Origin of the sequence: Kaistia adipata DSM 17808 (assembly GCF_000423225.1) — a bacterium.
GTDB classification, from domain to species: Bacteria; Pseudomonadota; Alphaproteobacteria; order Rhizobiales; family Kaistiaceae; genus Kaistia; species Kaistia adipata.
Genome location: NZ_KE383991.1, coordinates 864,237 through 886,685 on the forward strand (window position 1 = coordinate 864,237; position 22,449 = coordinate 886,685).

The window sequence follows — 22,449 nt, forward strand, 5'->3', positions numbered from 1 at the left end:
GACACCCCCTCCCCAACCCTCCCCGCAAGGGGGAGGGAGAAGAGCGGGTGCCATTGTCGGCTATCGGCTCAGAACAGCTTCTCGGCCTTGGTCTGGACTTCGTCGAGCGCTGCCTTCGGGTCGACGTCGCCGACCAGCACGGCGTTGACCGCGGTGCCGAGCAGATCCTGGATTTCCGGATACTGCGGAATGCGCGGGCGATAATCACCATCGGCATTCTCGAACGACTTGGCGAGCACCGGCAGGTAGGGGAACTTCTTGTTCAGGTCCGGATCGGCCACCGTCGACTTGCGGATATAGCTACCGGCACCCTCGAGGTTCATCTCCTTCTGGATCTCGGGGCTGGTCAGCCACTTGATGAACTGCCAGGCGGCCTCCTGCTGGGCCGGGTCGATGTCGGCATTGATGCCCATGCCCCAGCCGCCGAGGCCATACTTGACCGGCAGGCCCTTGGCGACCGGCGTCGTCGTGATGGCGACGCCGTCGACGATCTTCGACATGGACGGGTCGTAGTAGCCCGGTGCACCGACCGACCAGGTCTCCATCATGGCGACCAGACCCTGGCGGAAGCTCTCCTCGCGGCCGCCCCAGTCATAGTCGACAGCGCCCGGAGGGGCCGCCTTGTCGAAGAGCTGCTTGTAGATCTTCAGGCTGTTGACGTTGGCGTCCGAGTTGATGGCGGGCTTGCCGTCCGGCCCGAGCACCGAACCGCCGAGCTGGGCGTTGTACTGCAGCCAGTCCTGCGCCACGGCAGGTCCCTTCTGGCCGTTGGCGACGAAGCCATAGGTCTTCTTGTCGGGATTGGTCAGCTTGATCGCCGTCTCGACGAACTCCTCGGCCGTCTCGGGCGCCTTCAGGCCGGCCGCATCGAGCAGATCCTTGCGATAGGCAAGCACCGCCGCATAGCCGGCGAACGGAAAGGCGACCTGCTTACCGTCATACTGGCCGATATATTGGATCATCGCCGGATAGATGTCGTCGAGCTGGATCTCGGCCGCGTCGCGCTTGATCCAGTCGGTCAGATCGACCGTGTATTTGTTGTCGGCGTATTGGCCGGCCCAGACGATGTCCATCGTCACGAGGTCGTAGCTCTTGGTGTCGCCGACGAAATCGGCCTGGGTCTTGGTCAGCAGCGAGCCGTAGTCGAGGATGTCGACCTTGACCTTGGCGCCCGTCGCCTCCTCGAACTTGGGCGCGAGCTTGGCGATCACCGGCGCGAACTGGTCGTTCTGCGAGGCGACCGTCAGCGTGATGCCGTCGAGCGGCTTGCCGGCGGCAAACGCGGCAGCCGCGAGGCTCACATAGACCAGCCCGGCCGCGCCGAGCTTCCAGAAAGACGTCTTAATCATCGTTAGGACTCTCTTCCGTTGTGATAAATGCGCGAACTAGAGTATATCTCAAACAACATGACACTCAATAAGCTCGCATTCCTTCGCGGTACGTACAAATAACCCGAAGAAGCGAGCACCGAATGGAACAGCATTGGCCGAAAACGGCCGATTTCGAAGACTTCGCATGTTAAACGCGTGACACCAACTATGTTCGATTGCGCAAAACCGGCTCAGATCCCCACGACTGAAGGGCACGACGGCGCGCCGACCCTTCGTCGGCATGATGACAGAGCCGCCGGTGATTGGGGAGCGTGCAATTGCGGCAGACTGGGTGAAAACGCGCCGGTGGCAGTCGGGATGCGGGCCCATGCCGTGGCACCGCCGATGCGCCGTCGCCATATTGAAGAGGACCGCATCTCCGTTCGAGGGCGGCGGGCCTTTCCATCGATGATGCGGATCTGCACTATGCGGGATGGATCCGTACTGGCACGCTTGAGATCGCACTAGCGGAGGAACGTCATGGCCCTTGCGCCACGGACAGAGCCGGATACCGTCGACGAGTTGCTCGTCGAAGGACGGCTCTACAGCGCCGAGTTTCCAGTCCTGCTCGCCAACCACCTGCCGATGATGATGGTCGCGCTCGACCAACTCGGCGCGTCGAGCGAGCGGCTGCGTCAGTACTTCGACAATTATCGTACCACGAGCGGCCTGGTTCCGACGCCACCGCCCGTGGCGCCGATCCAGCGCGAGCACTGGACCGATGCCCTCGGCGACCGCTCGCGGGAATATGATTATCGTGCCTTCTTCGAGGGCGAGGTCCGTCGGCTTGGCATCGATGCGACGGTGCAGACCTACCTGCCCACCCTGATTCCCGGCATCGGCGCCAGCGCGCTGCACGGCATGATGCGGACGGCCTATGGCCTCCTGCGCATGGATCCGGCCGAGGTCGGCACCGCGATCGGCTACTGGGCCGCCACCTATCTGCCGATGCCGCCATCGACCGGCGCCGCGCCGATCACCGAGGATCCCGGCGAGGTCCTGGCCCGCGCCTGCGCCCTCCCCGGGCTGCACGGACTCGTCCCCGAGACCGACCTGCTCTGGCACAACATCCGCGTGGCCGGGGCGGCGCCGGATTTCGCGCCGGTCGTCGACTGGCTCGCCATCGGCCCCGATACCGGCCGCCGCATCGCGGCGACGTCGCTCGCCCTCTTCGCCGCGACGATGGATTTCTCCTCGCTGCACGCGCTGACCGGATCGCACTGGATCCGGCTGATCGGGCCGCATCTCGCCGAGGCCGACCGGCCGGCGCTGCAACGCCATTTCTGGCAGATCATCGCCTCGCTGGTGCCGAAGATCGGCTTCCCCGAATTGCCAAGCGCCGAGACGCTCGATGCCTGGCGCCATCTGCCGGCGCCGGGCTGGCCGGAGATCGCGGCGGCGGCGGTGCAGTCCGAGGACGAGCACGACATCAGTCTCGTCTTCTCGGCCCGCGAGGAGGAGAAGATCTATGGCGACCGGCTCTACCGCGTCGTCGCGGCGCGCCGCATGGCCCTGATGGACTAACGGAGCCACACGTGACGGAAGACATGCAGCCGAGCCTCGTCGTCGCCGGCGCCAGGACGGCGGGAGGCCATACGGTCGACATCGTCATCGCCGGCGAGACGATCGCCGCCATCCTGCCGGCCGGCGAAGGCCCGGACGATTGCGACCGCATCGATGCGACCGACCGGATCGTCGCGCCCTCCTTCGTCGAGGGTCACATCCATCTCGACAAGACGCTGCTGGGCCTACCCTTCATCCCGCATTTGCCGGGCGACACGGTGGCGCTTCGGATCGAGGCCGAGAAGGCACTGCGCCGAACCTTAGCGCTGCCCATCGAGGAGCGCGGCGGCCGGCTGATCGAGCAGGTCGCGGCCTTCGGCACCGGCAGCCTCCGGAGCCATGTCGACATCGACACGGAAGTCGGCCTCGACGGGCTGCACGCCCTGCTCCGCCTCAAGGAGCGCTACTGGGACCTGGTCGACATCCAGTTCGTCGCCTTCCCGCAGAGCGGCGTCATCACCGATCCCGGCACGGCGGACCTGCTCGACGCGGCGATCCGCGAGGGGGCCGACCTCGTCGGCGGGCTCGACCCGGCCGGCATCGACCAGGACGTCACCGGCCATCTCGACACGATCTTCGCCATCGCCGAGCGGCACGGCGTCGGCCTCGATATCCATCTGCATGATTCCGGCCCGCTCGGCGCGTTCGAACTGCGCCAGATCGCCGCCCGGACCATCGCGCTCGGCCTCGAGGGCAAGGTCGCCGTCAGCCACGCCTTCGCGCTCGGCCAGGTCGACGCGTTCGAGTTCGGCCGCACGGCCGAGGCGCTCGCCAGCGCGCGCGTCGCCATCATGACCAACGGCCCCGGCCCGGTCGCCATGCCGCCGGTGCGCCGGCTGAGCGAGGCCGGCGTCACCGTCTTCGCCGGCTCGGACAACATCCGCGACGCCTGGTCGCCCTATGGCGATGGCGACCTGCTGCGGCGCGCCATGATCATCGGCTACCGGCAGGATTTCCTCGCCGACGCCGACCTCGCCCATGCCTTCGCGATGGTGACCGAGATCCCGGCCGCGGTGCTCGGCATCGACCATTACGGCCTGGCGCCGGGCAAGCGGGCGGACCTCGTCCTGCTCGCCGCCGACTCGCTGCCGGAGGCGGTCGCCGGCGCGCCGCAGGACCGCACGGTGCTGAAGCGGGGCCGGCTGGTGGCGCGCAGCGGCGTGCTGACGCCGCGCGACTGACGATCGGCGGGGCTCGCCGGCGCGCATGATGGAGAGGGGCGCTCGCGGCCGGCGGTTGGCTTTGTCGCCGAAAGCGGGCATGTGTGCCGCCCCTCCCCCTTCGCCGCCGATCGGCCCGTGTGCTTCATGCGACCTCCTCATTCCAAGGGTAACGGCCCGGCGCCGCTGCCCGTGACCATCACCACGCCGCTGACGATCCTGATGGCCGCCGCCTGCGGCGCGATCGCCGCGAACCTCTATTACGCCCAGCCCCTGATCGCGCTGATCGGCCCGGATATCGGCCTGTCGCCCACGCTCGCCAGCCTGGTCGTCACCCTGACGCAGCTCGGCTACGGCCTCGGCCTGATCCTGCTGGTGCCGCTCGCCGACATTCTCGAGAACCGCATGCTCGTGCTGGCCGCCGTCGCGGTCACCGCCTTCGCGCTGCTTCTGGCGGCGATCGCGCCGAGCGCGCTGCCATTCCTCGGTGCGGTGCTGTTCGTCGGCGCCTGCGCCAGCGTCGCGCAGATCCTGGTGCCGATGGCGGCCCACATGGCCGACGACGCCACGCGTGGCCGCACCGTCGGCAATGTGATGGGCGGCCTGATGATCGGCATCATGTTCTCCCGCCCGCTCGCCGGCCTGCTGGCCGATCTGTTCGGCTGGCGCGGCGTCTTCATCGCCTCGTCGGGGCTGATGCTGGCGCTGACGCTGCTTCTGGCGCGCTTCCTGCCGCGCCGGACGCCGAATTCCGGCTATTCCTACGGCGCGGTGCTCGCCTCGCTCTGGCCGATCCTGCGCGATACGCCGGAGCTGCAGCGGCGCGCATTCTACCAATTCTGCCTGTTCGCCTGCTTCAGCCTGTTCTGGACCAGCGTGCCGCTGGAGCTCGCCGGCGCGCCGTTTCACCTGTCGCAGTCGCAGATCGCGCTGTTCGCCGTCGTCGGCGCGGCCGGCGCGCTGTCTGCGCCGCTCGCGGGACGCCTCGCCGACCGGGGCTATGTGCGGGTGGGAACCGGCGTGGTGATCGTCGGCACGTTCCTGGCCTTCGCCCTGTCGGGCCTGGCGGCGATCGGCTCGATCGCGGCGCTGCTGATCGCGGCGATCACGATCGATTTCTTCGTGCAGGGCAACACGGTGTTCGGGCAGCGCGTGCTCTACATGCTGGCGCCGGCGATCCGCGGCCGGCTGAGCGGCCTCTATGTCGCGATCTTCTTCATGGGCGGCGCGTTCGGCTCCGCCATCGCCAGCCCGCTCTACGAGAATTTCGGCTGGAACGGCGTGCTGGTGGCGGGGCTCACCTTCCCGCTGCTGGCCTTCTGCGCCTATGTGACGGAATTCACCGCGCCCGGCCGGCCGCGGTGAATTCGACTTTCTTCCATCCGGACCGGTCCCGGATCGCGTGACGCTCGCGCGATCCGGCGCCGGCATCAGTCCATGCGGACGCCGCCGGTGACGTTGATGCCCTGACCGGTCATGAAGCGCGCCGCCTCGGAGGCGAGGAACACCACGACGTCGGCGACATCCTCCGGCTCCTCGATGCGGCCGAGCGGCGTCAGCGAGACATATTCGGCGCGGACCGCCTCGGGGGTCATGCCGCGCAGTTCGGCCTCCCACAGGATCTCGCGCTCCTGCATCGACGTCTTGACGAAGCCCGGGCAGACGCAGTTGACGCGGATGCCCTTCGGCGCCATCTCGCGCGCCAGCGCCTGGGTCCAGCCGAACACGGCGAACTTCGAGGCGGAATAGTGCGCGAGCAGCGGCGCGCCGACCTTGGCGGCGAGCGAGGCCGTGTTGACGATCACGCCCTTGGTGTCCGAGGCCAGGAAGCGCCGGCAGGCGATCTGGTTGGCGAGGAAGACGCCGCGCGCGTTGACGTCGAAGTTGAAGTCCCACTCCTCGTCGGTGATGTCGACCGCCGGCCGCATGGTCGAGACGCCGGCATTGGCGCAGAGCAGGTCGAAGCCGCCGATGCTCTCGGTCGCCTTGTCGATCGCCCGCTCGACCGAATCGCGCTTGGTCACATCGACCTCGACCGCGAAACCGCCATTCTCCAGTCCCGCCACGACGGCCTGCGCGGCCATCACGTCGAGATCGGCGATCGCGACCGTCGCGCCGGCCTTGTCGAGGGCCCGCGCGATTGCCGCGCCGATGCCCTTCGAGCCACCGGTGACGATCGCCTTGCGTCCGGAAAGGTCGAAAATGCCCGCCATTCGTTTGTCCTCAGTTGTTTGATACCCGCCACCAAATCGCAAAACCGAACACTTTACAACGTCGACCAGCCGGATAATGTTTGGTTATGTTCGAAATTCTCGTTGCCGCGTCCGGAAGGAGCCTGTGATGCCAGCCGACCAGATGCCGGTCCACGAATTCGCTCCCCCGTCGCCGGACCCTTCCGAATGGAATGGCCGCGATTTCGCCCGCATGCCGGCCGGCGCGCGGCAGGCGCTGATTCTCGACGTCATCGCCACCAACGGCTTCGTCTCCGTCTCGAAATTCGCGGGCGATCTCGGCGTCTCCGAAATGACGATCCGGCGTGATCTGGTCATGCTGTCGGATCGCGGCCTGCTCGCCCGGACCCATGGCGGCGCCGTCTCCTCCGCCATCGATCCGCGCGAGATCTTCGTCGCCGAGGAGCCTGCCTTCAAGAGCCGGCGCCATCGCAACGCCCGCGAGAAATCGGCGATCGCCATCACCGCGGCGACGCTGATCGGCCCCGGCGAGACGATCGGCATCGACGTCGGCACCTCGACGCTGACGCTTGCGGAAGCCGTCGTCGAGCGTTCGGATCTCCGCGTCTTCACCAACAGCCTGCGCGCCGCCATGACGCTGTCGGCCTCGAAGAGCCCCGTCTATGTGCTCGGCGGCGAAGTGCGCAATCCCGAACAATCGGTGGTCGGCTCCCGCGCCGTCGGTGAACTGCAGAACTACAATATCGACCGGGTATTCATCGGCGTCTCCGGCCTGATCGAGGCCGGCTTCTTCGACTATTCGGTCGAGGACACGGAGGTGAAGCGCGCCTTCATCGCCCGCGCCGACCAGGTCGTCATCCTCTGCGATTCCTCCAAGTTCGATCATCGCTCGCTGGCGCGTGTCTGCGAGCTCTCCGGGGCCGATATCCTCGTCACCGACGCCCCGCCACCTCCGCATCTCGCCCGCGCGCTCGCCGCCGCCGAGATCGAAGTCGTCATCGCCGGCCGGGAAAGCGACCGCAGCCTCGAGTAGGCGACGCCGCTGCCACCGTCCCTCCCGCCCTTCCAACAAGCTGGAACATCCTGGATGCCTGCCCCCAAGACGACCGCGCCGAAGACGACCGTCATCGGCCTCGATATCGGCACGACGTCGACCATCGCCATCGCCGTGCGCGTTCCCGACGAGATCCTGCACATGGCCTCGCGGCCCGTCGCCCTCTCGTCGCCGAAGCCGGGCTGGGCGGAAGAGGATCCGGCCGAATGGTGGGCCAACACCTGCGCCGTCCTGCGCGAGACGATTGCGGCGCTGCCGGACGGGCTGGACTCCCTCGCCGGCATCTGTGTGACCGGCATGCTGCCGGCCATCGTGCTGCTCGACGCCGAGGGTACGGTACTACGCCCCAGCATCCAGCAGAGCGACGGCCGCTGCGGCGCCGAGGTCGAAGGGCTGAAGCGCGAGCTCGACGAGGCCGCCTTCCTGAAGCGCACCGGCAATGGCGTGAACCAGCAGCTGGTCGCCGCCAAGCTGCGCTGGATCGCGAAGCACGAGCCGGACGTCTTCGGCCGCATCGCCACCGTGTTCGGATCCTACGATTATGTGAACTGGCGCCTGACGGGCCGGCGCGCCGTGGAGCAGAACTGGGCGCTGGAAGCCGGCTTCACCGAAGTCGCGACCGACCGGATCGCCGACGACCTGGTGGCACTCGCCGGAATCCCTCGAAGCGCCGTGCCGGACCGCACCGTCACGCATGAGGAAATGGGCCGCGTTTCGGCCGAGGCGGCTGCCGCGACCGGTCTCCCCGAGGGCCTGCCGGTCTTCGGCGGCGCGGCCGACCACATCGCCTCGGCGCTCGCCGCCGGCATCGCCTCATCCGGCGACGTGCTGCTCAAGTTCGGCGGCGCCGGCGATATCGTCGTGGCAGCCGACCGCGCCATGCCGGATGCGCGCCTCTATCTCGACTATCACCTCGTGCCCGGGCTCTACGCGCCGAACGGCTGCATGGCGGCGTCGGGGTCCGCGCTCAACTGGCTGGCCGGGCTGCTCGGCGACGCAAACGGCGAGGAAAGGCCGCATGTCGCGCTCGACAGGCTGGCGGGTTCCGTCGCCGCCGGCAGCGACGGCGTGCTGTGCCTGCCCTATTTCCTCGGCGAGAAGACCCCGATCCACGATCCGCTGGCGCGCGGCACCTTCATCGGCCTCACCCTCGGCAACGGCAAGGGTCACATCTGGCGCGCGCTGCTCGAGGGCATCGCCTACGGCTTCCGCCACCATATCGACGTGCTCGCCGACATGGGCCATGCCCCGAGCCGCTTCTTCGCCTCGGACGGCGGCACCAAGAGCCGGGTCTGGATGCAGATCATGGCCGACGTGATCGGAGCGCCGGTGCAGCTGCTCGACAATCCCTACGGCTCGTCGGTCGGCGCCGCCTGGGTGGCGGCGATCGGCACCGGCCTCGCCTCCGACTGGAACGGCATTTCGAGCCTCGCGACCCGCGGCGCGTTGATCGAGCCGAACCCGGAGAACCGCACCGTCTACGACAATGGCTATGCGCGATATCGCGCCACCTACGAGGCGCTGAAGCCCGTCTTCGCCATGCCGGTGTAGGGGAGCCGATACCCGAAAAATGCCCCCGCGACACAGATCGCGGGGGCCAGATAGCGCGCTTGTCGCGCCCGGGAGGTCTCTGAATGGGACCACGTCCGAACCGGTGCGCCATCCCGGACGGAGATCAAGCCCCGACCGCTAGTGGACCCGCTTGGCCTTCTCCTTCGCGAGCTGCGAGGGAGACAATTGCGACGGCCGGACCTCGGCGCCGGTGATGCCGGAACCCGGCTGAACCATGCCCGGCGGATCGCTGGTCGGGAATGTTTCCTTCAGTTCCTTGTCGAGGCGCTTGTTCGCCTCCTTGCGGGCATGCCGCGCGGCATGGCCCGGCACCATCGATCTCAGCAGCTCCTTGACAGCCATGGATACCCTCCTGCCATCCGTCTACTCCGAATAGACAAGGCACGACGGCTGTTTTCGTTCCTGACGGCGTTCTAGACTTGCGCGGGACGGAGGGTCGTCTCCGCAACGTGTCGCGACGCCCGCCTCGAGCGGAACCGCCGCGGGAAAGGCAGGATGACGTGATGGCCTATGATCTGAGCCGCATGCCCGTCCTCAGGCGCTGGCGACCGGAGCTTCTGTCGCTGCTGCGCATCGTCACGGCGCTCGTCTATCTCCAGTACGGCACGGCGAAGCTGCTCGGTTTCCCCCATTCCGAGGCGCTTTCTTCCCTGCCGCCCTTCTCGATCTTCTGGATTGCCGGCTGGTTCGAGCTGATCGGCGCGCCGCTGCTGCTGATCGGCTTTCTCACCGGCCCCGTCGCCTTCCTGCTCTCCGGCGAGATGGCGATCGCCTATTTCTGGATCCACCTGCCGGAGAATTTCTTCCCGCTGCTGAACGGCGGCATCGAGGCGATCCTGTTCTGCTTCATCTTCCTCTACATCGCCGCCGCCGGCCCGGGCGCATGGAGCGTCGATGGCTGGCTGGCGCGCCGACGCCAGCCCGTCCCGACAAAGCCTGGTTAGGAGAAGGCGAGAAGCGCGACGCAGACGCTGCGCGGCGGCAACCGAAGTTGCCCCGCATGGCTCGGCGGGCCGCCACGCTCGGCGCTATTCGCCGTCGCTCGTCAGCGCCATCACGCCGATGAACCTGCCCTTCGCATCGAACTGGCATTCGAAGGCCTTGATACCCTCGCTGCCCTTGTCGACGGTGCCCCGGATCGTCGTGCTGCCGTCCTTGGCCCGCTTCGGCTTCGCCGTCTTCACATACATCGGCTTGGTACCGTACTGGCCGGAAACCTCGCCACGGCAATAGGCCGGCATGTTGCCACGACTCACCGCCATGACGTCGAGCGGCAGCATCAGCATGCAACTGGCGGACAGAGAGAGAATTGCAGAAGACAGAAGACCGGACTTCATGATGAAGGATCCCTGCTCATCCGAGGCCGAGACACCTGCGTCCCAGCCCCGGAATTAGAGCATATCGGCGACACCATGGCTATTCGGGCCAGCAGGGCCGCGAAGAGCGACACGGGCTCCATGAACGGCGAACCGGCCGGGCGACCGGTTCAAGCCGCTCCCGGTCTCAGGCCTGGACGCTCGGATAGCCGGCTTCGTCCAGCGCCGCGACGATCGCCGCATTGTCCACCGAGCCGTCGACATGGACGGTCTTCGCCGCCAGGTTGATCTCGATCCGCGCGCCGGCGTCGACGTCCTTCACGGTCTTCTCGATCGTCGCCGCGCAATGGCCGCAGGACATGTCCTTCACCTTCAGAACCAGCATTTCGCTTTCTCCTTCAAGAGGTTGATCGGAACGATGAGCCCCGCCCCACGGCGGCAGTCTCATGCGATGAAGCGAATATGGAGTTTCCAATCATGGTAAGGTCAAGGCCCAGAATGCCCCTTGACCTTCCAATGATTGGAAGCTTTACCTATATCGTCATCACGCCGAACGAAGGGCTTTTTCGATGACCAGCATGCCATCCCCTCAGACCATCGCGCCGGACCGCGAACTCGACCTCGCGATCGAGGGCATGACCTGCGCGTCGTGCGTCTCGCGAGTCGAGAAGGCGCTGAAGAAGGTGCCGGGCGTCTCGAATGCCAGCGTCAACCTCGCCACCGAGCGAGCGACCATCTGGGCGCCGGCCGGCCTCGTGCCGGCAGAGGCGCTGGAAGCCGCCGTGCGCACCGCCGGCTATGAAGCGCACACCGTCACGGCGACCGACGAGACCGAGGACATTTCCGAGAAGCGTGACGCCGAGGCGAGCGCGCTGGCGCGCTCGCTCGCCATCGCGGCGCTACTGACGCTGCCGGTCTTCGCGCTCGAGATGGGCTCGCACCTGATCCCGGCGCTGCATCACTGGGTGCAGATGACACTGGGCCCCTGGAACGCCTATCTCCAGTTCGCGCTGACGTCGCTGGTGCTGCTCGGCCCGGGTCTCGTCTTCTTCCGCAAGGGACTGCCGGCCCTGTTCCGCCTTGCGCCCGACATGAACGCGCTCGTCGCGATCGGCGCCGGCGCGGCCTATCTCTATTCCACGGTCGCCACCTTCCTGCCCGGCCTGCTGCCGGCAGGCACCGGCTTCGTCTATTTCGAGGCGGCGGCGGTGATCGTCACCCTCGTGCTGTTCGGTCGCATGCTGGAGGCCCGCGCCAAGGGCCGTACCGGCGCGGCCATCCGCAAGCTGGTCAAGCTTCGCCCCAAGACCGCGCGCATCCTGCGTGACGGTCAGCCCGTCGAGGTCGAACTCGACACGGTCAAGGTCGGTGACATCCTGCTCGTCCGCCCCGGCGACCAGATCGCCGTCGACGGCGTCGTCACCGAAGGCGCCTCCTTTGTCGACGAGGCGATGATCACCGGCGAGCCGGTGCCGGTCGAAAAGGGCGTCGGCGCCGCCGTCGTCGGCGGCACCATCAACAAGACCGGCAGCTTCTCCTTCCGGGCCGAGAAGGTCGGCGCCGACACGGTGCTGGCCCAGATCATCCGCATGGTCGAGAGCGCCCAGGGCGCCAAGCTGCCGATCCAGGCGCTCGTCGACAAGGTGACCGCCTGGTTCGTGCCGGCGGTGATGCTGGCGGCCGCCGCCACCTTCCTCGTCTGGCTGATCTTTGGCCCCGAGCCCGCCCTCTCCTTCGCGCTCGTCAACGCCGTTGCGGTGCTGATCATCGCCTGCCCGTGTGCCATGGGCCTCGCCACGCCGACCTCGATCATGGTGGCGACCGGCCGCGCCGCCGAGTTCGGCGTGCTGTTCCGCAAGGGCGACGCGCTGCAGACGCTCCGCGACGCCAGCGTCGTCGCCTTCGACAAGACCGGGACGCTAACAGAAGGGCGTCCGACGTTAACGGACCTCGTCGCTGTTAACCCCGCCGAACGCGACACCGTCCTGCGCCTCGCCGCCGCCGTCGAGAGCCGCTCCGAGCATCCGATCGGCCTCGCCCTCGCCACCGCCGCGCGCGAAGCCGGCCTCGACCTTCCTGCCATCACCGGCTTCGAGGCGGTCCCCGGCCACGGCGTCCGCGCCACGGCCGACGGCCATGCGATCGCGGTCGGCGCCGCGCGCTTCATGACGAAGCTCGGCATCGACATCGCCCGCTTCGCCGACGAGGCCGCCCGCCTCGGTGCCGAAGGCCGCTCGCCGCTCTATGTGGCGATCGACGGCGAACTCGCCGCCATTCTCGCCGTCGCCGATCCCGTCAAGCCGGGCTCGGCCGCCGCGATCGCGGCGCTGCGCAAGCTCGGGCGCCGGGTCGTCATGGTGACGGGCGACAACCGCGCGACCGCCGAGGCGATCGCCGCCAAGCTCGGCATCGACGAGGTCCGCGCCGAAGTCCTGCCCGACGGCAAGGTCGCGGTCGTGGAAGCGCTCCGGCGGGACGGCGCCAAGACCGCCTTCGTCGGCGACGGCATCAACGACGCGCCGGCGCTCGCCGCCGCCGATGTCGGCATCGCCATCGGCACGGGCACCGACGTCGCGATCGAGAGCGCCGACGTGGTGCTGATGTCCGGCGATGTCGGCGGCGTGGTCAAGGCGATCGGCCTGTCCGAGGCGACGATCCGCAACATCAAGGAAAACCTGTTCTGGGCGTTCGCCTACAACACGGCCCTGATCCCGATCGCCGCCGGCGCGCTCTATCCGGCCTTCGGCCTGCTGCTCTCGCCGATGCTGGCGGCCGGCGCGATGGCGATGTCCAGTGTCTTCGTTATCGGCAATGCGCTTCGGCTGAAGCGCTACCGGCCCGCCGCGTGAAGGAGGTCAGTATGAACATCGGAGAAGCTTCCACCGCGTCCGGCGTCTCGTCCAAGATGATCCGCTACTACGAGCAGATCGGCCTGATCCGCGCCGCGGCCCGGACCGAGTCGGGCTATCGGGTCTATTCGCCGACGGATGTCGAGACGCTCCGCTTCATCCGCCGCGCCCGCGACCTCGGCTTCTCGGTCGAGGAGATGGGCACGCTGCTGGCGCTCTGGCAGGACAAGGGCCGCGAGAGCGCCGACGTGAAGCGCGTCGCCCTCCAGCATGTCGCCGAGATCGAGAAGCGGATCCACGAGCTGGAAGGGATGGCGCGCACACTGCGCCACCTCGCCGGCCATTGCCACGGCGACGACCGGCCGGACTGCCCCATCCTAGACGATCTCGCGGCGGTTCCGGAGCCGAGCGCCAAAAAGCGCCCCGCCCGGCGCCCGGCCCTGCAGAACGGGCCCTGACCGCTCAGCGACAGACGCCGAGCAAGCCGTTGAGCTGGTAAGCGATCCGCTCGATGACGTGCTCGGCGCCCAGCTCGAAACCATGGAATATGGCGATCAGGACGACCGGTCCCGCGAACAGCCAGATCCAGCGCAGCCGGACCGGCCCGACGAACAGGTCCCGCCGGCTCAGCAGGACGAGCGGCGCGATCAGGCCGATGAGCGTGCCGAGGATCGTCTCCGGCACGGTGTGGGCGCCGATCACCACGCGGGTCACCGCGATCGCCAGTGCCAGCAGAACCCCGGAACCGACCACCAGCAGGCGCAGAGGCGGGCTCGCGGCCAATCGCGCCATCAGGACACCCAATCCACCATAGACTGCCATCGCCGCGCCGGCGTGGCCGCTCGGGCTGCGCAGGCCGGACACGGGCAGGTAATCGCCACAGGGAATGAAGGCGATCTTGGCGACGAGCAGGAGCCCCAGCACCAGCGCCACGGAGAACGCCCACCAGAACGCCGCCCGCCTCTGCCCGGCGACAAGCAGCGTCAGGGTCACCAGCACGAGGATCGGCAGGATCACGGCCTGGCCGCCGAAGCTCGTGACGAGGATCGTGAAGGGGCGAAGCGACATCAAGGTTCCGGTCCAATGAAGGGGGCGCCCGCCTCCGGAGAAACGACGCAGCGCGACGAGCCGATTCGTCGCCGCCCGCACGCGCACGCCACCATGAAGGCCCAGATACGGCCTGTCCATGCGCGGGCCGGGCCCTGTCTTGCACGGGACCTCGCCTGCCGCCAAGGTGCCGCCGAACTCCAACCGGAATCACTTCTTCGCATGACCGACATCCAGCGTTTCGCCATAGACGGCCTCGCCCTCCTCCGCCCGAAGGTGCATGGCGACGATCGCGGCTATTTCTTCGAGGCCTTCCGGCAGGACGTCTTCGAACGCGAAGTCGCCCCCGGCGTCGTCTTCGTGCAGGACAACCAGTCGCTCTCGCGCCAGGTCGGCACGGTGCGCGGCCTGCATTTCCAGCTCGCCCCGCGCGCCCAGGCCAAGCTGGTGCGCGTGCTGCGCGGCGCCATCCTCGACGTCGCCGTCGACATCCGTCCCGACTCGCCCAGCTTCGGCCAGCACATCGCAGTCCGACTCTCGGCCGAGGACAAGAATCAGCTCTACGTGCCCGCCGGCTTCGCGCACGGCTTCTGCACGCTCGAGCCGGACAGCGAGATCCACTACAAGACCTCGGACTTCTACAGCCCCGAGCATGACCGCGGCCTCGCCTGGGACGATCCGGCGCTCGGCATCGAATGGGGGGTCTCGCCGGCCGATGCGATCCTGTCGGAACGCGACCGCCGGCATCCTCGCCTCACGGACCTGTCGCTCTGACCCTCAGCGCTCCGCCATCACCACCTCGAGCAGGTAGCGGCCATAGCCGCTCCTGCCGAGCGCGGCGCCGAGCCGCTCGAGCTCTGCGGCGTCGATGAACCCCATCAGATAGGCGATCTCTTCCGGACAGCAGATCTTCAGGCCCTGCCGCTTCTCGAAGGTGCGCACGAACTCCGACGCCTCGATCAGGCTGTCAGGCGTACCGGTGTCGAGCCAAGCATAGCCGCGCCCCATCTTCTCGACATGAAGCGCGCCGCGCTCGAGATAGACGCTGTTGACGTCGGTGATCTCCAGTTCGCCCCGCGCCGAGGGCTTGAGGTCGGCCGCGATATCGACCACCGCCTCGTCGTAGAAATAGAGGCCGGTCACCGCCCAGTTCGAGCGCGGCGCCTTCGGCTTCTCCTCGATGGAGACGGCGCGGCGATCGCCGTCGAAGGCGACGACGCCGTAGCGCTCCGGATCCTGCACGTGATAGGCGAATACGGTCGCGCCCTCGGTCCGAGCCCGAGCCTCGGCGAGCAGCGCCGTCAGGCCGTGACCGAAGAAGATGTTATCACCGAGGATCAGCGCCGAGCGCTGGCCGGCGACGAAATCGGCGCCGATGCGATAGGCCTGCGCCAATCCCTCGGGCTTCGGCTGCTCGGCATAGGAGAGCGCGATGCCCCATTGCGAGCCGTCGCCGAGCAGGGCCTGGAACTGCAGCAGGTCCTGCGGCGTCGAGATGACAAGGATGTCGCGGATCCCCGCCAGCATCAGCGTCGACAGCGGATAGTAGATCATCGGCTTGTCGTAGACCGGCAGCAGCTGCTTGCTCGTCACGAGCGTCATCGGATGCAGCCGCGTGCCGGCGCCGCCGGCAAGCACGATGCCCTTCATCGGGTAGTCTCCTGCTGTTCCAGAATGGCGGAAACGGCGACACCGGCGCTCGCGCGCCACCCCGGCAGTCGCACGCCAAAGGTCTGTGCCGCCAGCGAGCAATCGAGCCGGGAATCGCGCGGCCGCGCGGCGGCCGCGACATAGGCGTCGCCCGAGATCGGCGAAAGCTCCGGCACGCGGCGCCCCGCTGCGGCGAGGCTCCCCATCACGCCGCCGGCGAGATCGTGCCACGAGGCCTCTTCCGAGCCAGCGAGATGGAAGATGCCACCACCGCGATGCTCCGCCGCCTGCCTTGCGATCGCCAGCAGGCCATCGGCGAGATCGGCGGCATGGGTCGGGTTGCCGAAGCGGTCGGCGACGATGTCGAGCCGGTCACGCTCCGCCGCGAGCTCGACCATGGTGCGGACGAAGTTGCGGCCGTCGGCGCCATAGACCCAGCCCGTCCGGAACACGAGCGCGTCGGGATGGGCCGCAAGCACCGCCGCCTCGCCTTCCCGCTTCGAGCGGCCATAGACGCCGAGCGGCGCGGTGGCGTCGGCTTCCACGTAGGGCGCGCCCTTCCCGCCATCGAAGACGTAGTCGGTCGAGACATGCAGGAGCGGCAGGCCAAGGCGCCGCACGGCCGCCGCCAGGCGCGCCGCGCCGTCCCGGTTCACGGCAAAGGCTTGCTCCGGCTCGGCCTCGGCTTTGTCGACCGCCGTATAGGCGGCGGCGTTGATCACGATATCGGCGGCGAAGCCGGCGATCGCCGGCGCGGGATCGGCGGAAGACGCCAGGTCGAGCGCGGGACGGCCGAAGGTCTCGGCCACATGACCCGCCGCCCCCGCGCGCGCCTTCAGCGCGCGCGCCAGCTGGCCGCTGGCGCCAGCAACGAAGATCCGCATCAGGAGGCGCCCGCGACGAGGCCGAGGCGCTGGCCGCGATAGACGCCTCGACGGATCGGCTCCCACCAGTCGCGACGATCCAGATACCAGCGAACCGTCTTCTCGATGCCGCTGTCGAAATCTTCCGCCGCGCGCCAGCCGAGATCGGCCTCCGCCTTGGTCGGGTCGATGGCGTAGCGGTGGTCATGGCCCGGTCGATCGGTCACGAAGCGGATCAGCCGCTCATGCGGTCCGGCGTCGGCGCGATGGCCGTCGAGGATGCCGCAGATGCGCCGGACGACGTCGAGATTGGTGCGCTCGTTGCGGCCGCCGATATTGTATTTCTCGCCGGGACGGCCGCGCGTCAGCGCCAGGAACAGCGCGCGGGCATGGTCCTCGACATAGAGCCAGTCGCGCACGTTGCGGCCGTCGCCATAGACGTCGATCGGCGCGCTTTCCAGCGCGTTCAGGATGGTGAGCGGGATCAGCTTCTCGGGGAAGTGATAGGGCCCGTAATTGTTCGAGCAGTTGGAGATCAGCGCCGGCACGCCATAGGTGCGGTGCCAGGCACGGACCAGATGGTCGGACGCCGCCTTGCTGGCCGAATAGGGCGAGGACGGATCATAGGCGGTCTCCTCGTCGAACAAGCCGTCATCACCAAGCGCGCCATAGACCTCGTCGGTCGAGACATGCAGGAAGCGGAACGCCTCCCGCGTCGCCGCCGAGGCCCGGTCGAGATAGGCCCGGCACGCCTCGAGCAGCACGGCGGTGCCCATGATGTTGGTCTGCAGGAACTCGCCCGGGCTGCCGATCGAGCGGTCGACATGGCTCTCGGCGGCGAGATGAATGACGCCGTCCGGCTCGTAGCGACGGAAGACATCCGCCATCGCCGCCACGTCGCAGACATCCGCCTCGACGAAAGCATAGAGCGGGTTGTCGGCGATCGGTGCCAGCGAGGCCAGATTCGCCGCATAGGTCAGCTTGTCGACATTGACGACCCCAACCCCGAGATCCCCGACCAGATGCCGGCAGAGAGCCGACCCGATAAAGCCGGCACCGCCGGTAACAAGAATTCGCATAGGAGATGGCTCAGCGGATTTCATTCGGCGAACCTAGCGCCCAGACCCAGCATAGCAAGCGCGTCGAAGGATACGGAAGGAGAAATCCGACCACCATTTACAGTTATCTCACAAGTAATTAACCGAAATTTCGTTCGCCAGCCTTGCAAATCATGCGAGAACCAGTTCAACACAAGCGAAATTCTAGAAGGGTAGGGTCCGAGCCGCCTCGCAATCAGCCCCGCCGACCGTAGCGCCCGGCAGCGACCACAACCAGCCCCACTCGAACGAGCGGTCCAGCGAACGATTGATCTGCCAGGCATTAGCATGTCCCGCTCCATCAGCGCCGTCACGGTGACCTACAACAGCGCGGGAATCGTTCGCGAGGCATTGGCATGCTTGCCCGACGGCCCAGAAATCATCTGTGTTGACAATGCCAGCACGGATGACCTCGGCAGTGTTCTGCAGGGGCTACCAGTCCGTCGGATCGACAATGGCCGCAATCTCGGCTTCGGCTGCGCGTGCAATATTGGCGCGGCTGCAGCTTCCGGCGAATTCATACTTTTCATCAATCCAGACGTGCGCGTCACACCTCGGTCAATCGATGCCCTCCTCGAGGCCGTCGAACGCTATCCTGACTGCAACGTTTTCTCACCGCGCACAACAACACCGAAAGGGCGACTCTGGTTTCGCGACCAAACAGAGGTCGACCGGCTGTCCGGCACTCCTCCTCCAATGCGCGTTCGCGAGATCGCGGGCGATTGCTGCGTCCGCTTCGTAGACGGCGGCATATTCCTGATAAGACGATCGCTGTTTCTGGAGATGGGTGGATTCGATGAGGGGATATTCCTCTACTTCGAGGATGACGATCTGTCGCACCGCTTGAGGCAGCGAAACGAACAGATGATACTCGTCAGTGACGCGCACGCTATCCATGACGTTGGCAATTCCGTCGAACGCAGCGCCCTGGCGCGGATACATCGTCATCGTGCGAAGGCGCAATCGGAAGTATACCTCCGCCGCAAGTACAAGATTCCGTTCAAGCCCGGACGAGCCTTCGTACAATCCTTAGCCAAGGCCAGCTTCTATTGCCTGACGCTCAACCGCGACCGGCTTCTGAACACGCTCGGCCGCTTGCTCGGCCTTTCCGAGGCGATCCGCAATCCGACCGCCTCCGGCTACGCACTCAAGTCGGACAGGGATCGCCCCGTCCGATGATCAAGCCTCGCCCTATCCAGACCGCGACACCGACGCCCAAAGTGCGTTTCTCGAGCCTCACACGAGAACCGAATTGCCAGCAGCACCACCGGCTTCTGCTCATATGACTCTATTCACCGTCAGGAAGGACACCGGCCGGCCCGAAATCCTGATCCACGCGCCGGGTCGCTACATCATCGAACTCCAGCGCCGGGACCGCGCCATACCGTTCGTCAGACTGGCCGTCCAACTACGCCCCCATCCGGATCGCGTGATCTATCTGCCTGCGACCGAGCAGACCCGCTACCTGCTCGAGACAACGGAGAGCGGCCTGGTCCTGCAATTCGATGATCATTCGGTCGTCGCCTGCAGCGTTCGCCTCCTCAGCATCCGCGACCTCGGCTCGCTGCTCCGGCAACGACGGCGCCAGAAGCGATGGATGCAGCCCCTCATCCATCTTCCGATGGGCGGCGAAGTCGTGCTTCGCCCCCTCCTCCACGCCGGCGGCCCGAAGGAGCGCGAACTGGCCCTTGCCCTCAGAGGGCTCTCAGGCTGGGGTCTAGGACCGGCCACCGCCAGTCTTCAGCAGGTGCTCGCACGCCACTTCGAAGGACCGCCTCCAGCCGAGGCCGCGCGCCCGCCGCTTGCACCTTTGAGGGTCGGCATCGTCATCCATCTCTACTACCAGGAGCTTTGGTCGGAGTTCGAGGCGCTGCTCAGCCGCCTGGAGAGGCCGTTTCGCCTCATCCTCACGCTAACAGGGCCCGCCCGGGACCTACACGGCCACATCAGGCGGACATATCCCGATGCCGAGACGATCATCTACGAAAACCGTGGGCGCGACATCGGACCGTTCATCCAGCTGCTAATGGACGGCCGCCTCGACGACTTCGACCTGATCTGCAAGCTGCACGGCAAGAAGTCCGCGCTGGACGGCCCCCGCGCGGCGCTGGGGGAGATCTGGAGACTGGCGAGCCTCTACGACCTGATCGGCAACCGCGATGCGGTCGATCGAATTATCGATGTCTTTGCGCGGTCACCCGGCGTCGGGATGATTGGATCCGACCGCTTCAGACTTCCCAATGAATGGAAGGGCGAGAAGGCCGCATGGGGCACTAACGAGACCAAGACCCGCGATCTGCTCACGATGATGGGCATCACTCCCATCCCCCCGATCGACTTCTTCGCCGGCACGATGTTCTGGGTTCGCCGAGAAGCGCTGGAACCCTTGAAGAAACTCGACCTCGCCCTTGATTCATTTCCCGACGAGGCCGGCCAAGAAGACGGAACGCTCCAGCATGCACTCGAACGCGCTATGGCGATGATGATCCCAAACAAGATCGGGGTTTGAGGTCCGGCCCCACTCCATTTTGGCTGGCTCTACGAAATCTCCACAGCCACCGCCCGCTTCTCCTTGACCGATCGCAGCGCGGCGTCGGCCAGGATCAAGGCTTTCAGGCCGTCGTCGCCGGAGGGCGTCGGCGGCTCGCCGTTTTCGAGCGCGGTGATGAAGGCCGCGATCTCGTTGCGATAGGCCTCGGTGTAGCGGGTCATGAAGAAGTTCAGGAGCGGCTCGCGGCGGTAGCCGTCGCCATTCGCCACCTCGACATTGGTGGCGCGCAGGTTCTCGGCGCTGACCAGACCCTTCGAGCCGTGCACCTCCATGCGCTGGTCATAGCCGTAGCTGGCGCGGCGCGAATTGGAGATCTGCGCGATGCGGCCGGATTTCGTCGTGAGCACGATCGAGGCGCTGTCGAAATCGCCGAGCTTGCCGATCTCGGGATCGACGAGGACGGACGCGGAGGCGAAGACGCTGACCGGCTCCTCGCCGAGCAGGAAGCGCGCCATGTCGAAATCATGGATGGTCATGTCGCGGAACAGCCCGCCGGAGCGGCGGATGTAGTCGGCCGGCGGCGGGCCGGGATCGCGCGAGGTGATCGACACCATCTCGACCTTGCCGATGGCGCCCGCGTCGATCTGGCGGCGGACTTCCATGAAATTTGGATCGAAGCGGCGGTTGAAGCCGACCATCAGCGGCGCCCCGGTCTCGGCGACGACCGCGAGGCACGCCCTGACCCGCTCGACGTCGAGATCGACCGGCTTCTCGCAGAAGATCGCCTTGCCGGCCCGCGCCGCCTGCTCGATCATCGTCGCGTGCAGGTCCGTCGGCGTCGTGATCAGCACGGCGTCGATGTCGGCCGCGTTCATGATGGCGTCGGCGTCGCGCACTTCCGAGCCCGTCGTCTCGGCCAGCGCCCGCGCCGCGTCCGGAAACGCATCGGCGACGGCCACCAGCCTCGCGCCCTTGTTCGCGGCGATCGCGCCGGCATGCACCTTGCCGATCCGCCCGGCGCCCAGAAGTCCCAGTCTCACTGTCATGTTCATGCCTCAAGCAGAGTGTCACCGGCGGCCGTCGCGGCCGTTGTCAGTCGTCGATGTCGGTCCAGCCGCCCGTCTCGAAGGCCCGCGCCATGGCGTGCACGGTGCGTTCGATCCGGAAGCCGGTCTCGAATTCGATCAGATGCGCGGGCTCGCCACCGATCCGGCGGATCAGTTCGCGCGCCTCGATCACCTTCAGATCGTTGAAGCCGAGCCCGTGCCCGGGCGCCGGGATGAAGCGCTCATAAGGCGGATGCGCAGTGCCGGTCAGGATGGTGCGAAAGCCCTGCTCCGCCGCCGATCCCTTCGCCTGATAGAGCTGCAATTCGTTCATCCGTTCCTGGTCGTAGACCAGCGCACCCTCGGAGCCGAAGATCTGGAGCGCGATGCGGCCCTTGCGTCCCCAGGCCGAGCGGTTGACGAGCAGGCTGCCAGAGGCGCCACTTGCAAGGCGGAACAGCACATTGGCGATGTCATGCGTCTCGACATCACGGCTGCCGCCATCCGCCAGCGGGCGCGTGGCAAAGGGTTTCGCCATGTCGGTGACGACGCGCGCCGGCGGGCCGACCAGCACGGCGAGCAGCGATAGCGGATGGACCGCGAAATCGTCGAGCGCGCCATAGCCCGATCCGGCATCGCTCTTCCAGCCGAACGGCGCCGCCCCGTCCGCCATGAAGTCCTCGTCCATCTCGACGCGGACATGGTTGACCGCGCCGATTGCCCCCTCCTCCAGCAGCCGCTTCAGATGGCGGATGGCAGGGTTCTGGATGTAGTTGTAGCCGAGCACGGCGACCTTGCCGGACGCACGCGCCGCTTCCAGCATGGCGGCCGCGTCCGCCTCGGACGTCGCCATCGGCTTCTCGCACCAGACATGCTTGCCGGCCTCGAGCGCCGCGATCGCCATCTCGGCGTGGAACTGGTTGGGCGTCGCGACCGAGACGACGTCGACCTCGGGATCGGCGACGACGGCCCGCCAGTCGCCCGATCCGCGCGCGAAGCCGAGCTCGGCCGCCTTGGCCCGCGCGAGCGTCTCGTTCGTCTCGCCGAGATGAACGAGACGCGGCCGCGCCACGTCGCCGAAGGTTGGCGCCACCGCGTTCCAGGCAAGCGCATGGCACTTGCCCATATAGCCCGTGCCGATGAGCCCGATGCCGAGAGGTTTCATTGCCCTGACATTCC

General features: G+C 67.1%; 22 protein-coding genes. 11 read left to right on the forward strand and 11 right to left on the reverse strand.

From position 1 onward, the window contains the following. Nucleotides 1-68: 68 nt before the first annotated feature. Complete coding sequence (locus tag G539_RS0116915) at nt 69-1,349, reverse strand: extracellular solute-binding protein (RefSeq protein ID WP_029076248.1); 1,281 nt, start codon at nt 1,347-1,349, stop codon at nt 69-71. Nucleotides 1,350-1,850: 501 nt separating this feature from the next. Here G539_RS0116915 and G539_RS0116920 point away from each other — a divergent pair. The 3 genes from G539_RS0116920 (at nt 1,851) to G539_RS0116930 (ending at nt 5,458) form a co-directional block, all read left to right on the forward strand. Then, the gene (locus tag G539_RS0116920; RefSeq protein ID WP_029076249.1) at nt 1,851-2,894 is read left to right on the forward strand and encodes a questin oxidase family protein; all 1,044 of its coding nucleotides are present in this window, start codon (nt 1,851-1,853) and stop codon (nt 2,892-2,894) included. A gap of 23 nt (nt 2,895-2,917) precedes the next feature. Next, entirely contained in the window at nt 2,918-4,114 is a 1,197-nt protein-coding gene (locus G539_RS0116925) for an amidohydrolase family protein (RefSeq protein ID WP_029076250.1), read from the forward strand. Nucleotides 4,115-4,285: 171 nt separating this feature from the next. Further along, entirely contained in the window at nt 4,286-5,458 is a 1,173-nt protein-coding gene (locus tag G539_RS0116930) for an MFS transporter (protein ID WP_029076251.1), read from the forward strand. A 65-nt stretch (nt 5,459-5,523) separates the two neighbouring features. Here G539_RS0116930 and G539_RS0116935 read toward each other — a convergent pair whose 3' ends face one another. Continuing rightward, nucleotides 5,524-6,306: an SDR family NAD(P)-dependent oxidoreductase gene (locus G539_RS0116935; protein ID WP_029076252.1), complete on the reverse strand. Its 783-nt coding sequence runs from the start codon at nt 6,304-6,306 to the stop codon at nt 5,524-5,526. 127 nt (nt 6,307-6,433) lie between these two features. Between G539_RS0116935 and G539_RS0116940 the strand changes: the two genes are divergently transcribed. Beyond that, nucleotides 6,434-7,318 carry a DeoR/GlpR family DNA-binding transcription regulator gene (locus G539_RS0116940; protein WP_029076253.1) on the forward strand — a complete coding sequence of 295 codons (885 nt, stop codon included), beginning with the start codon at nt 6,434-6,436 and terminating at the stop codon, nt 7,316-7,318. Nucleotides 7,319-7,372: 54 nt separating this feature from the next. Further along, nucleotides 7,373-8,890, forward strand: coding sequence for an FGGY-family carbohydrate kinase (locus tag G539_RS0116945; RefSeq protein WP_035831500.1), 1,518 nt, complete (start codon nt 7,373-7,375; stop codon nt 8,888-8,890). Between the two features lie 138 nt (nt 8,891-9,028). On the opposite strand, the gene G539_RS0116950 is transcribed toward G539_RS0116945, so the two are convergent. Continuing rightward, on the reverse strand, nt 9,029-9,253 hold the full coding sequence (locus G539_RS0116950; RefSeq protein WP_029076255.1) for a hypothetical protein: 225 nt from the start codon (nt 9,251-9,253) through the stop codon (nt 9,029-9,031). A 161-nt stretch (nt 9,254-9,414) separates the two neighbouring features. Between G539_RS0116950 and G539_RS25215 the strand changes: the two genes are divergently transcribed. Then, nucleotides 9,415-9,855 carry a DoxX family protein gene (locus G539_RS25215; RefSeq protein WP_084640051.1) on the forward strand — a complete coding sequence of 147 codons (441 nt, stop codon included), beginning with the start codon at nt 9,415-9,417 and terminating at the stop codon, nt 9,853-9,855. Between the two features lie 84 nt (nt 9,856-9,939). Here G539_RS25215 and G539_RS0116960 read toward each other — a convergent pair whose 3' ends face one another. Continuing rightward, the gene (locus tag G539_RS0116960; RefSeq protein ID WP_156912012.1) at nt 9,940-10,248 is read right to left on the reverse strand and encodes a hypothetical protein; all 309 of its coding nucleotides are present in this window, start codon (nt 10,246-10,248) and stop codon (nt 9,940-9,942) included. 166 nt (nt 10,249-10,414) lie between these two features. Further along, entirely contained in the window at nt 10,415-10,612 is a 198-nt protein-coding gene (locus G539_RS0116965) for a heavy-metal-associated domain-containing protein (protein WP_029076257.1), read from the reverse strand. Nucleotides 10,613-10,796: 184 nt separating this feature from the next. Between G539_RS0116965 and G539_RS25220 the strand changes: the two genes are divergently transcribed. Further along, nucleotides 10,797-13,076: a heavy metal translocating P-type ATPase gene (locus G539_RS25220; RefSeq protein WP_051231569.1), complete on the forward strand. Its 2,280-nt coding sequence runs from the start codon at nt 10,797-10,799 to the stop codon at nt 13,074-13,076. 11 nt (nt 13,077-13,087) lie between these two features. Continuing rightward, nucleotides 13,088-13,534: a Cu(I)-responsive transcriptional regulator gene (gene cueR, locus G539_RS25225; RefSeq protein WP_035831912.1), complete on the forward strand. Its 447-nt coding sequence runs from the start codon at nt 13,088-13,090 to the stop codon at nt 13,532-13,534. Nucleotides 13,535-13,538: 4 nt separating this feature from the next. Here the strand turns inward: cueR and G539_RS0116980 are convergent, their stop codons facing one another. Further along, the gene (locus tag G539_RS0116980; RefSeq protein ID WP_029076258.1) at nt 13,539-14,144 is read right to left on the reverse strand and encodes a phosphatase PAP2 family protein; all 606 of its coding nucleotides are present in this window, start codon (nt 14,142-14,144) and stop codon (nt 13,539-13,541) included. 201 nt (nt 14,145-14,345) lie between these two features. Between G539_RS0116980 and rfbC the strand changes: the two genes are divergently transcribed. After that, complete coding sequence (gene rfbC / locus G539_RS0116985) at nt 14,346-14,897, forward strand: dTDP-4-dehydrorhamnose 3,5-epimerase (RefSeq protein ID WP_029076259.1); 552 nt, start codon at nt 14,346-14,348, stop codon at nt 14,895-14,897. A gap of 3 nt (nt 14,898-14,900) precedes the next feature. Here the strand turns inward: rfbC and rfbA are convergent, their stop codons facing one another. From rfbA to rfbB, 3 genes are read right to left on the reverse strand one after another with little or no spacing between them, the layout of a single operon-like run. Then, complete coding sequence (rfbA, locus tag G539_RS0116990) at nt 14,901-15,773, reverse strand: glucose-1-phosphate thymidylyltransferase RfbA (protein ID WP_029076260.1); 873 nt, start codon at nt 15,771-15,773, stop codon at nt 14,901-14,903. Then, nucleotides 15,770-16,657: a dTDP-4-dehydrorhamnose reductase gene (gene rfbD / locus G539_RS0116995; protein ID WP_029076261.1), complete on the reverse strand. Its 888-nt coding sequence runs from the start codon at nt 16,655-16,657 to the stop codon at nt 15,770-15,772. The genes rfbA and rfbD overlap by 4 nt, the downstream gene beginning before the upstream one ends. After that, nucleotides 16,657-17,715, reverse strand: coding sequence for a dTDP-glucose 4,6-dehydratase (rfbB, locus tag G539_RS0117000; RefSeq protein WP_029076262.1), 1,059 nt, complete (start codon nt 17,713-17,715; stop codon nt 16,657-16,659). Before rfbB ends, rfbD begins: the two co-directional genes overlap by 1 nt. A 306-nt stretch (nt 17,716-18,021) precedes the next feature. On the opposite strand from rfbB, the gene G539_RS25230 reads away from it, so the two are divergent. Together G539_RS25230 and G539_RS26345 are read left to right on the forward strand one after the other, a co-directional pair. Next, entirely contained in the window at nt 18,022-18,912 is an 891-nt protein-coding gene (locus G539_RS25230; protein ID WP_084640053.1) for a glycosyltransferase family 2 protein, read from the forward strand. A gap of 103 nt (nt 18,913-19,015) precedes the next feature. After that, nucleotides 19,016-20,242 (forward strand): rhamnan synthesis F family protein, encoded by a 1,227-nt coding sequence (locus tag G539_RS26345; protein WP_051231571.1) that lies wholly within the window; start codon nt 19,016-19,018, stop codon nt 20,240-20,242. Nucleotides 20,243-20,271: 29 nt separating this feature from the next. On the opposite strand, the gene iolG is transcribed toward G539_RS26345, so the two are convergent. Continuing rightward, entirely contained in the window at nt 20,272-21,270 is a 999-nt protein-coding gene (gene iolG / locus G539_RS0117015; protein WP_029076263.1) for an inositol 2-dehydrogenase, read from the reverse strand. Between the two features lie 46 nt (nt 21,271-21,316). Beyond that, nucleotides 21,317-22,435: a Gfo/Idh/MocA family protein gene (locus G539_RS0117020; RefSeq protein WP_029076264.1), complete on the reverse strand. Its 1,119-nt coding sequence runs from the start codon at nt 22,433-22,435 to the stop codon at nt 21,317-21,319. Nucleotides 22,436-22,449 lie beyond the last annotated feature (14 nt).

Excerpts from the sequence above, each read along its gene's own strand:
- iolG (WP_029076263.1), bottom strand. The coding sequence starts at position 21,270 with ATGACAGTGAGACTGGGACTTCTGGGCGCCGGGCGGATCGGCAAGGTG.
- G539_RS0116965 (WP_029076257.1), bottom strand. The coding sequence starts at position 10,612 with ATGCTGGTTCTGAAGGTGAAGGACATGTCCTGCGGCCATTGCGCGGCG.
- G539_RS0116915 (WP_029076248.1), bottom strand. The coding sequence starts at position 1,349 with ATGATTAAGACGTCTTTCTGGAAGCTCGGCGCGGCCGGGCTGGTCTAT.
- G539_RS25215 (WP_084640051.1), top strand. The coding sequence starts at position 9,415 with ATGGCCTATGATCTGAGCCGCATGCCCGTCCTCAGGCGCTGGCGACCG.
- G539_RS0116940 (WP_029076253.1), top strand. The coding sequence starts at position 6,434 with ATGCCAGCCGACCAGATGCCGGTCCACGAATTCGCTCCCCCGTCGCCG.
- rfbA (WP_029076260.1), bottom strand. The coding sequence starts at position 15,773 with ATGAAGGGCATCGTGCTTGCCGGCGGCGCCGGCACGCGGCTGCATCCG.
- G539_RS25220 (WP_051231569.1), top strand. The coding sequence starts at position 10,797 with ATGACCAGCATGCCATCCCCTCAGACCATCGCGCCGGACCGCGAACTC.
- G539_RS26345 (WP_051231571.1), top strand. The coding sequence starts at position 19,016 with ATGACTCTATTCACCGTCAGGAAGGACACCGGCCGGCCCGAAATCCTG.
- cueR (WP_035831912.1), top strand. The coding sequence starts at position 13,088 with ATGAACATCGGAGAAGCTTCCACCGCGTCCGGCGTCTCGTCCAAGATG.
- G539_RS0116945 (WP_035831500.1), top strand. The coding sequence starts at position 7,373 with ATGCCTGCCCCCAAGACGACCGCGCCGAAGACGACCGTCATCGGCCTC.
- G539_RS0116950 (WP_029076255.1), bottom strand. The coding sequence starts at position 9,253 with ATGGCTGTCAAGGAGCTGCTGAGATCGATGGTGCCGGGCCATGCCGCG.
- G539_RS25230 (WP_084640053.1), top strand. The coding sequence starts at position 18,022 with ATGTCCCGCTCCATCAGCGCCGTCACGGTGACCTACAACAGCGCGGGA.
- rfbB (WP_029076262.1), bottom strand. The coding sequence starts at position 17,715 with ATGCGAATTCTTGTTACCGGCGGTGCCGGCTTTATCGGGTCGGCTCTC.
- G539_RS0116920 (WP_029076249.1), top strand. The coding sequence starts at position 1,851 with ATGGCCCTTGCGCCACGGACAGAGCCGGATACCGTCGACGAGTTGCTC.
- G539_RS0117020 (WP_029076264.1), bottom strand. The coding sequence starts at position 22,435 with ATGAAACCTCTCGGCATCGGGCTCATCGGCACGGGCTATATGGGCAAG.
- G539_RS0116935 (WP_029076252.1), bottom strand. The coding sequence starts at position 6,306 with ATGGCGGGCATTTTCGACCTTTCCGGACGCAAGGCGATCGTCACCGGT.
- G539_RS0116980 (WP_029076258.1), bottom strand. The coding sequence starts at position 14,144 with ATGTCGCTTCGCCCCTTCACGATCCTCGTCACGAGCTTCGGCGGCCAG.
- rfbC (WP_029076259.1), top strand. The coding sequence starts at position 14,346 with ATGACCGACATCCAGCGTTTCGCCATAGACGGCCTCGCCCTCCTCCGC.
- G539_RS0116960 (WP_156912012.1), bottom strand. The coding sequence starts at position 10,248 with ATGAAGTCCGGTCTTCTGTCTTCTGCAATTCTCTCTCTGTCCGCCAGT.
- G539_RS0116925 (WP_029076250.1), top strand. The coding sequence starts at position 2,918 with ATGCAGCCGAGCCTCGTCGTCGCCGGCGCCAGGACGGCGGGAGGCCAT.
- rfbD (WP_029076261.1), bottom strand. The coding sequence starts at position 16,657 with ATGCGGATCTTCGTTGCTGGCGCCAGCGGCCAGCTGGCGCGCGCGCTG.